Source organism: Thiohalorhabdus sp., from assembly GCF_046545655.1.
Classification (GTDB): domain Bacteria; phylum Pseudomonadota; class Gammaproteobacteria; order Thiohalorhabdales; family Thiohalorhabdaceae; genus Thiohalorhabdus.
This window is the reverse complement of sequence record NZ_JBKGZG010000062.1, coordinates 1-7,566: the sequence shown is the minus strand read 5'-3', so window position 1 is coordinate 7,566 and position 7,566 is coordinate 1. Positions and strand designations below refer to the sequence as shown.

Below are 7,566 nucleotides of genomic sequence, written 5' to 3'. Positions count from 1 at the left end.
GGCCGGCTACGCGGCGGATATCGCCAGCGACGGCGAGGAGGCCGACTACCTGGGCAAGCCCTTCCACATGGAGGAGCTTTTGGCCCGCCTCGGGGCCCTCCTCCGCCGCGGCCACGGCCGCCCCGGCGGCCCTCTGGAGGTCGCGGGGCTGGCCCTGGACGAGGCTGCGCAGACGGTCCGGACCCCCGACGGCACCACCAAGGCCCGGGCCTGCGCTTCGTGGTGGAGGACGACGGCCCGGGAATCCCGGAGGCGGAGCGGCCCCGGCTCACCGAGCGCGGGACGCGCCTGGACGAGTCCGTCAACGGCCACGGCCTGGGACTCGCCATCGCCAGCGACATCGTCGACGCCTACGGGGGCGAGCTCGCCTTCGACCGCTCCGCCGACCTGGGCGGGCTGGCCGTCCGGGTCACCCTGCCCCCCCTATCCGCGGAGTAAGAGAAGGGGCGGGGAAGGGACATGGCCCCGGCGGTCCACCTGTACGGAGAGGGCAACGAGGCGGTGGTGGGCCGCAAGGCCTGACCGGCATAGGTCCGGATCCGGTCAGGCCACCTCGGTCTGCTCGAGCAGCTCCTCGAGGTCCACCCATTCCCCGATTCCCGTGCCGGCGCTGGCCACCGCCGCGGCCCCCACGGCCACCCCGAAGCGCACCGCCTCCTCCAGGGAAGCCCCCTCCCCCAGCCGGTACACCAGGCCGGCGATCAGGGAGTCCCCGGCACCGACGCGGGTGATCACCCCCACCGGGGGGTTGCGGTAGCGTACCGTCCGCTCCCGGGTCACGAGCATGGCCCCCCGGGCCCCCCGCGACAGGACCACGGCCCGGGCCTGCTGGTCGGCGGTCAGCTCCCGGGCCGCGGCCTCCTCGTCCTCCTCGCCGGCCAGCTTCCGCCCGGTGAGCATCTCCAGCTCATTGTGGTTGGGCTTGAGCAGGAACACCCCGCTGTCGGGCACCATCACCCGCTCCAGGGGCCGGCCGTGGGTATCCACGATCACCCGCGCCCCCCGGCGGCTGGCCACCCCCGCCACCCGGGCGAAGAAGTCCTCCGGCACGCCCGGCGGCAGACTCCCGCTGGCCACCAGGTACTCGGGGGCGGGCTCGGTGCGCTCCAGCCGCTCCAGGAGGGCCTCCCATTCCCCCTGAGCAAGGACGGGGCCCGGCATGGCAAAGCGGTATTCGTGGCCGCTCTCCTCCTCAAGAACGATCAGATTCTCCCGGCTCTCCCCCGCCACCGGGATGGCCTCATAATCCAGCGCCTCGCCTTCCAGGCAATGCTTGAGGTCCTCGCCCGTGCCGCCCCCGGCGGGGAACAGCGCGCACGCGTTGCCGCCGAGCCAGCGGATGGTCCGGGCCACGTTGAGCCCTCCGCCGCCCGGCTGGCGCACGGGGTCGGTGCAGCGGAGCTTCCGGTCGCTGCGGACCTGGTCCACGCTGGTGCGCAGGTCCATTACGGGGTTGGGGGTCAGGGTAACGATGCGTCCGCTCACGGCTCCCTCCGTGCCTTGGCCGACTGCCTTTCAGCGTTAGACCACGGAGGGGCGCGGGACCATCCCGGAGCCGGGAGATTCTTGAAGATTGGGCAGGCGGGCTACTCTTGGTACCAGCTCCCGTCGGGGCGGGGCTTGATCCACAGGTAGCTGAACCAGTAGAAGATTCCGGACTCCTCGGCGGAGGGCGCCGTGCAGTTGTACTTGGTGCGTCCGGGCCGGAGGGACTCCCGGGGCCGCACGGCCACCTCCCCCTCCGCCTCGTCCACCCAGGTGCGCTCCATGCGGCCCTGGCCGGAGGCGTAGCAGGCCAGCGCACCGGCCCGGTAGGGACCCTCCTCCAGGCGCAGGCGCAGCTCCGGGCGTTGGGCCTCCGGCGCCAGCACCCGGTCCTCGGGGGCCAGGACGGTCACGGGCAGGGGGCGGCTGCGCAGCTTGGGACCGAGGTCGTCCAGGTCCGCGTACGGGGTGGCCACGGGGAAGCGCGGCGCCGCGCGCAGGTCGCTGCCGGCGCCTACCGGGCCCGACTGCTGGCCCACGCCATAGAGGTCCAGACCCTCCACGATGGCGCGCACCTCCCGGTCGTACTCCCCATAGGGGTAGGCGAAGACCGGCACCGGTTCGCCCGCCTCCGCCGCCAGCCGCTCCCGGGCCCCGCGGATCTCGCCGCGGACCCGCTCCCGCCACGCCGATTCGTCCTCGCCGTCCCGGCGGCGCACCAGATGGGGGTGACTGCGGGTGTGGTTGCCCAGGTCCACCCCCTCCTCCGCCGCCAGCTCCCGCAGCTGGTCCCAGCCCAGGTAGCCGCCGTGGCCCTTGTCGATGTAGTCGGTGCTGACGAAGACGGTGAAGGGCCAGCCCCGGCGCCGGAGCCGTGGGAAGGCCTCGGTGTACACGGATTCGTAGGCGTCGTCGAAGGTCAGGGCCACGGTCTTCTCCGGCAGGCTCTCCCCCCGGTCCAGGTGGCGAAGCACACGGACCAGCGGCCAGACGGTGAAATCCTGCTCCTCCAGGTAGTCCAGGTGGCGCTCGAAGGTCTCCGGGGTGACGCTGGTGCTCGACGGGGTGTCGCGGTCCACGTGGTGGTACATCAGGACCACTGCGTGGTCGGCGGCCCGTGCCCCGCCCGCCAGCGCCCCGGCCAGGAGACCGGCGAACAGGAGGAGCAGGGACGCCCTTCGGGGGTTACTCGACATCGGCGACGGCTCCCAGGTCGTTGTGCCGGATCAGGTCGCGGACCGATTCCACGTAGGCCTGTCCCTGTTCGGAATAGCCGTCGAGCCCGGCGGCCAGGGCGTGGCCGGTCACCGGCCCTCCCTCCTCCCGCAGCCGGGCCCGGAGCTCACGCAGCTCCGCATAGCGGGGATGGCTGTTCAGGTTGCGGACGTAGGACGCCACGGAATCGCGCACCGTGGCGAACCGTCGCACCTCGTGGCTCCGTCCCTCCCCCCGCCGGGCAGGCACGATGCCGCAGCCGGGCTCGAAGCACCACTGACCGAAGAGGTTGTTGCCCTCCCGGGCGAAGCGGGAGGTCCCCCAGGCCGACTCCTTGGCCGCCTGGGCGAGGATCAGGGAGACGGGGATGGCGTCCACCCGGCGCAGCAGGTGCGCCACCACTTCGCGCGGAGGACGCCCATCGGCCGGCACCCGGTAGCGGTCAGCCATGGACCGCACCCATTCCCTCTCCTTGGCGGAAAGCTCCGACCCCGTTTCCAGGCGCTCCCCCAGGCGTCGCAGGCGCTCCCGCCGCGCGGCCTCCTGCTCGTTGACGGCCTCGGCGATGGGGCGCAGGAAGGCGAAGAAGGCCGCCTTTCGCTCGCCCACGTCCTCGTAGCGCCGGAAGTCGGGGAGATCCCCCCCCTCCGACTCCCGGAGCACCGGCTCCCCCTCCGGCTTCCCCTCCGGCTCCGCCACGCCGCCCTCCCGCAGACCGGAAAGCTCGGCACAGAGGATGACCAGACCGGTCGCCACGGCGAGCGCCAGCGCATGGATCCAGGCATGGGGAAAGGAGGTGGAAGGCACGGATGCTCCTTTCGATGGCTCGGGACCTGTGGGAAGGGCCGTCCCGATCCCGGGTGGGCGGCACAGGATACCGGATCATCCGGGGTGCGCCGAACCCCACCGCGGCCCCCTTTACCTGTGGCCTTCCCGGCCCGGATCCAACAGCGCCAGCATGGCAGCGGCCTTATCGAAGGTCTCCGCGTACTCCGCCTCCTCCCGGGAGTCCACCACGAGCCCGCCCCCGGCCCAGAAGCGCACCCACCCCTCCAGGTGCACCAGGGTGCGGATGGCGATGCTGGCATCCAGGGCGCCGTCGTAGCCCACGTAGCCGATGCTGCCGCAGTACACCCCCCGGCGGTGGGGCTCCAGCTCCTCGATGATCTCCATGGCCCGGATCTTGGGCGCCCCGGTGATGGAGCCTCCCGGGAAGCAGGCGCGGAGGAGGTCTAGGACGTCCCGCCCCGTGGGCAGAGACCCGGTGACGGTGCTCACCAGGTGGTGGACGGTGGGGTAGCTCTCCAGGGCGAACAGCTCCGGCACCCGCACCGTGCCCGGCGCGCACACCCGGCCGAGGTCATTGCGCAGCAGGTCCACGATCATCACGTTCTCCGCCCGGTCCTTGGGGCTCTCCAGCAGCTCCCGGGCCAGGGCGCGGTCCCGCTCGGGATCCTTCGCCCGGGGACGGGTGCCCTTGATGGGCCGGGTCTCCACCCGTCCCTTCGCCGCCTGGAGGAAGCGTTCGGGGGAGTTGCTCAGGATTTGCGCTCCGGGAACGTTCAGATAGGCGCCGAAGGGAGCCGGATGGGCGGCGCGCAAGGCCCGGTAGCCCTCCCAGGGATCGCCCTCGGTGGCGGCGGTGAAGCGCTGGGCCAGGTTGACCTGGTAGCAGTCCCCGGACCGGATGTACTCCTGAACCCGCCGGAAGGCCTCCCCGTAGGCGCGGGCGTCCAGATTGGAGTCGATTCTCGAGCGCAGCCGCAGCCCGGCGCCCGCGGCGCGGGGGGCCGGCTCCCGGAAGCGCCGCTCCAGCTCCGGCCATTGGCGGGCGGTCTCCGGGTCCCGGCCGTGGCCCACCAGCCAGGCGCGGCGGCTGGCGTGGTCCACCACCACCGCCCAGTCGTAGAGGCCCACCGCCATGCCGGGCAGGCGGTCCGGATCCGCCGCCCGGCTGGGCAGCGCCTCCAGGGAGCGGGCCAGATCGTAGGCGAAATAGCCCAGGGCCCCGCCGGTGAAGGGCAGATCGAAGGGCCGGGGCTCCCCGGGTCGCAGGTGGGCACGCAGAACGGCGAAGGGATCCGCCCGATCGTAGTGGCTTCCCTCCCGCGTTCGCACGGTCACGGTGCCCTCCGCCTCCGTCAGGGTGGCCCAGGGATCGGCGGCGAGGATGTCGTACCGGCTGTGCGGGGCCGCCGCGCCGAAGGGGCGACCGCTGTCCAGGAACACGGCCCAGGGACGCTCGGCGATCGCCGCAAAGCGGTCGGCGCTGTCCGGGTGGTAGGGGATCTCCTGGATGCGGGGCCAGCCCTTCACACAGAGGCTCCTTGCGGTAATGCGCTTTCCGGAGCCCCGGTCCGGGCACTCCGAGTGGAGGGGCGGATGCCGCCGGGATGCCCCAGGGGCCGGGGCCGTGCGGTATAGTGCCGACCCGAGCGCCCAGCGAGACCGGCGGGCCTGTGACCGCCCGGCAGCAAGTAGGAGGACCGCGGTGGACCTTATCGACGCGGGGAACGGCCCACCCGTTCACGGCCCGGCCGTGACCGGGGTCATCCTGGCCGGTGGCGGCGGCCGGCGCATGGGCGCCCGGGACAAGGGCCTCGAGCCCCTGGCGGGCCGGCCCATCGTGGAGCACGCCATCGAGCGGCTCCGACCCCAGGTGGACCGCCTGATCATCAACGCCAACCGCAACCGGGAGGTCTACGCCGCCTACGGCTTCCCGGTGGTCGCCGACGATATGGCGGGCTACCTGGGCCCGCTGGCGGGAATGGCCGCCGCCCTGCGCGCAGCGGAGACGGACCTGGTGCTCACGGTGCCCTGCGACTGCCCCCGCTTCCCCCTGGACCTGGCCGCCCGGCTTCTGGCCGCCCGCCGTGCCCTGCACGGCGAGCTGGCCACGGTGGAGACCAAAGAGGGCCTGCAGCCGGTGTTCGCCCTCCTTCACCGCGCCCTGCTGGACAGCCTGCTGGAATACCTGCACGGAGGGGGCCGCGGCGTGGGGCGCTGGTTCACTCGCCACCTCACGGCCCTGGCCGACTTCTCCGGGCAGACGGAGGCCTTCCTCAACATCAACACCCCCGACGAGCGCGCCGCCGCCGAGGCCTACCTGCGCCGGCCCCCTGGCCCGCGGGCATTCTAGCCGCCCGCCCCGATCCGATCCACGCCCCTGGCCCCAAAGGGCCTACCCGCTTCCTCCCACCGTCCTTCCCCCCGTGCGCCTTTCCCTTCCTTACCCCCCGATGGGGCTTCCCCGCAGGAAGTAGGCGAAGTCCCCTATAGGATTCCCCATCTTTTTCGGGAAAACCCCTAGACGGTAGGGGATCCCTATGAGAGTATGCGCTCACTTTCAGGGAAACACCCAACCCCCTGGTCCCGATGCCCGAGTCGAGCGCCTGTTTTCCCGCGGTTTCCGAAATCCGGAGCCCATCACGGCCGCCGGCCCGGGCGGCTTCCCGACTCCCCGGATCACACCCCTTTCACTGCCGCGCCTTGACGCGGAAGGCGGGGGCCGAAGGCCTCCAGCACCGATCCGTATTCCACCGAGCCACGGCGGAACAAGAACCCCGGGAAGCGCCCGGGAAGCATAGAGCACCACCGGCCCGGCCCCACCGGTCCGGGCGAAACAAGCACACAGGAGAAGCGCAGTCCATGTTCAGAAAAGGCGGGGGAAACCTTTACGGACTGGCCGGACTCACCCTGGCCGCCCTGTTCGTAACCGCTTGCGGCGACGGCTCCCAGTCGGACGCCGTTGCCGAGGAGCTCCAGTCCGGGAACGGGTCCGATTCGGGCCTGGAGGAGCGGACCGAATGCAGCGCCGATGCCTGCGTCGGCGAAGATGAGGAATACAGCAGCGTCCAGGATGCGGTGGACGCGGCGCCCGACGGCGGCACCGTGGGCATCGAGGGGGGCACCTACGAGCAGTGCGCCGTCATCCCCGAGGACAAGAGCCTGACCATCCAGGGCTTTGACGGCCGGCCCCACCTCAAATCCCAGCTGTGTGAGGGCAAGGGCGTGCTGGTGAACTACTCCAAGGGCGAGGTGGTGGTCGACGGCCTCGAGCTCTCCGACGCCGGCACCGACAAGGTCATCTGGCACCACGACAACACCGGCTCCCTCATCCTCCGCAACGTGGAGGTCCACAACGCCGGCATGGGCATCCTCGCCTCCACCAACTCCGAGCGCCTCGAGATCCACGACTCGGAGTTCTACGACATGGACGAGCCCACCCAGAACGGCCACCTGGTCTACGCCGGGCAGGTGGAGGATCTGGTGATCAAGGGCTCCTACTTCCACGGCGCCCGCAACGGCCACCTGATCAAGGCCAAATCGGTCAACGTGGACATCGAGAACAACTACCTCCACGACGACCTCGGCACCACCGCCAACCTCATCAACATCTGGGGCTGCGGTACCAACCGGGTGGTCGGCAACGCCATCGTCTCGGAGAACAAGAGCGAGGCGGTGCAGGCCATGGACGTGACCGTGCGCAAGCGCTACGGCGAGGTGAAGCCCTGCCCGGTGGACAACGCCGACATCACCATCGCCTACAACAGCTTCCTGAAGAAGGGCGAAACCCTGTACTCCTCGCTGCTGCTCGATGTGTACGACATGGACGACATGACCATCGAGAACAACCTGGTAACCAACGCCCGGCTGGTGAAGGACGGCACCACCGAGGGGGAATACTGGAATCCCGGCGATTGGAACGGCAAGAACCAGAGCCTTCCGGAAGACCAGTACCTGGATGACCTCCTCCGGGTGGAATCAGCCCCCTCCGCCGTGGACTCGGAGCACGAGCCTTCGGAGCAGTACAAGCATCCCCTGGCCACCGAGCCCCGGGACAACGCCTACAACATGGGCGCCTAC

The 7,566-nt window shown here is 71.1% G+C and carries 7 protein-coding genes; 3 read left to right on the top strand and 4 right to left on the bottom strand.

Annotated elements, in window-relative coordinates:
* Window positions 1-219: 219 nt before the first annotated feature.
* Window positions 220-438, top strand: coding sequence for an ATP-binding protein (locus tag ACLFRB_RS11090; RefSeq protein WP_411069076.1), 219 nt, complete (start codon window positions 220-222; stop codon window positions 436-438).
* 105 nt (window positions 439-543) lie between these two features.
* Here the strand turns inward: ACLFRB_RS11090 and ACLFRB_RS11085 are convergent, their stop codons facing one another.
* The 4 genes from ACLFRB_RS11085 to pabB form a co-directional block, all read right to left on the bottom strand.
* Window positions 544-1,485 (bottom strand): 1-phosphofructokinase family hexose kinase, encoded by a 942-nt coding sequence (locus ACLFRB_RS11085; RefSeq protein WP_411069075.1) that lies wholly within the window; start codon window positions 1,483-1,485, stop codon window positions 544-546.
* A gap of 101 nt (window positions 1,486-1,586) precedes the next feature.
* Entirely contained in the window at window positions 1,587-2,681 is a 1,095-nt protein-coding gene (locus ACLFRB_RS11080; protein WP_411069074.1) for a polysaccharide deacetylase family protein, read from the bottom strand.
* A complete protein-coding gene (locus ACLFRB_RS11075) occupies window positions 2,671-3,507 on the bottom strand; it encodes a glucosaminidase domain-containing protein (protein WP_411069073.1) in 837 nt (278 codons plus the stop codon). The genes ACLFRB_RS11080 and ACLFRB_RS11075 overlap by 11 nt, the downstream gene beginning before the upstream one ends.
* A 111-nt stretch (window positions 3,508-3,618) precedes the next feature.
* Window positions 3,619-5,016, bottom strand: a complete 1,398-nt coding sequence (gene pabB, locus ACLFRB_RS11070; protein WP_411069072.1) for an aminodeoxychorismate synthase component I — start codon at window positions 5,014-5,016, stop codon at window positions 3,619-3,621.
* Window positions 5,017-5,191: 175 nt separating this feature from the next.
* Here pabB and mobA point away from each other — a divergent pair, with 175 nt between their 5' ends.
* Together mobA and ACLFRB_RS11060 are read left to right on the top strand one after the other, a co-directional pair.
* Window positions 5,192-5,839 carry a molybdenum cofactor guanylyltransferase MobA gene (mobA, locus tag ACLFRB_RS11065; RefSeq protein WP_411069071.1) on the top strand — a complete coding sequence of 216 codons (648 nt, stop codon included), beginning with the start codon at window positions 5,192-5,194 and terminating at the stop codon, window positions 5,837-5,839.
* A gap of 509 nt (window positions 5,840-6,348) precedes the next feature.
* Window positions 6,349-7,566 (top strand): right-handed parallel beta-helix repeat-containing protein (locus ACLFRB_RS11060; RefSeq protein WP_411069070.1); only part of this gene is annotated, 1,218 nt, incomplete at its 3' end.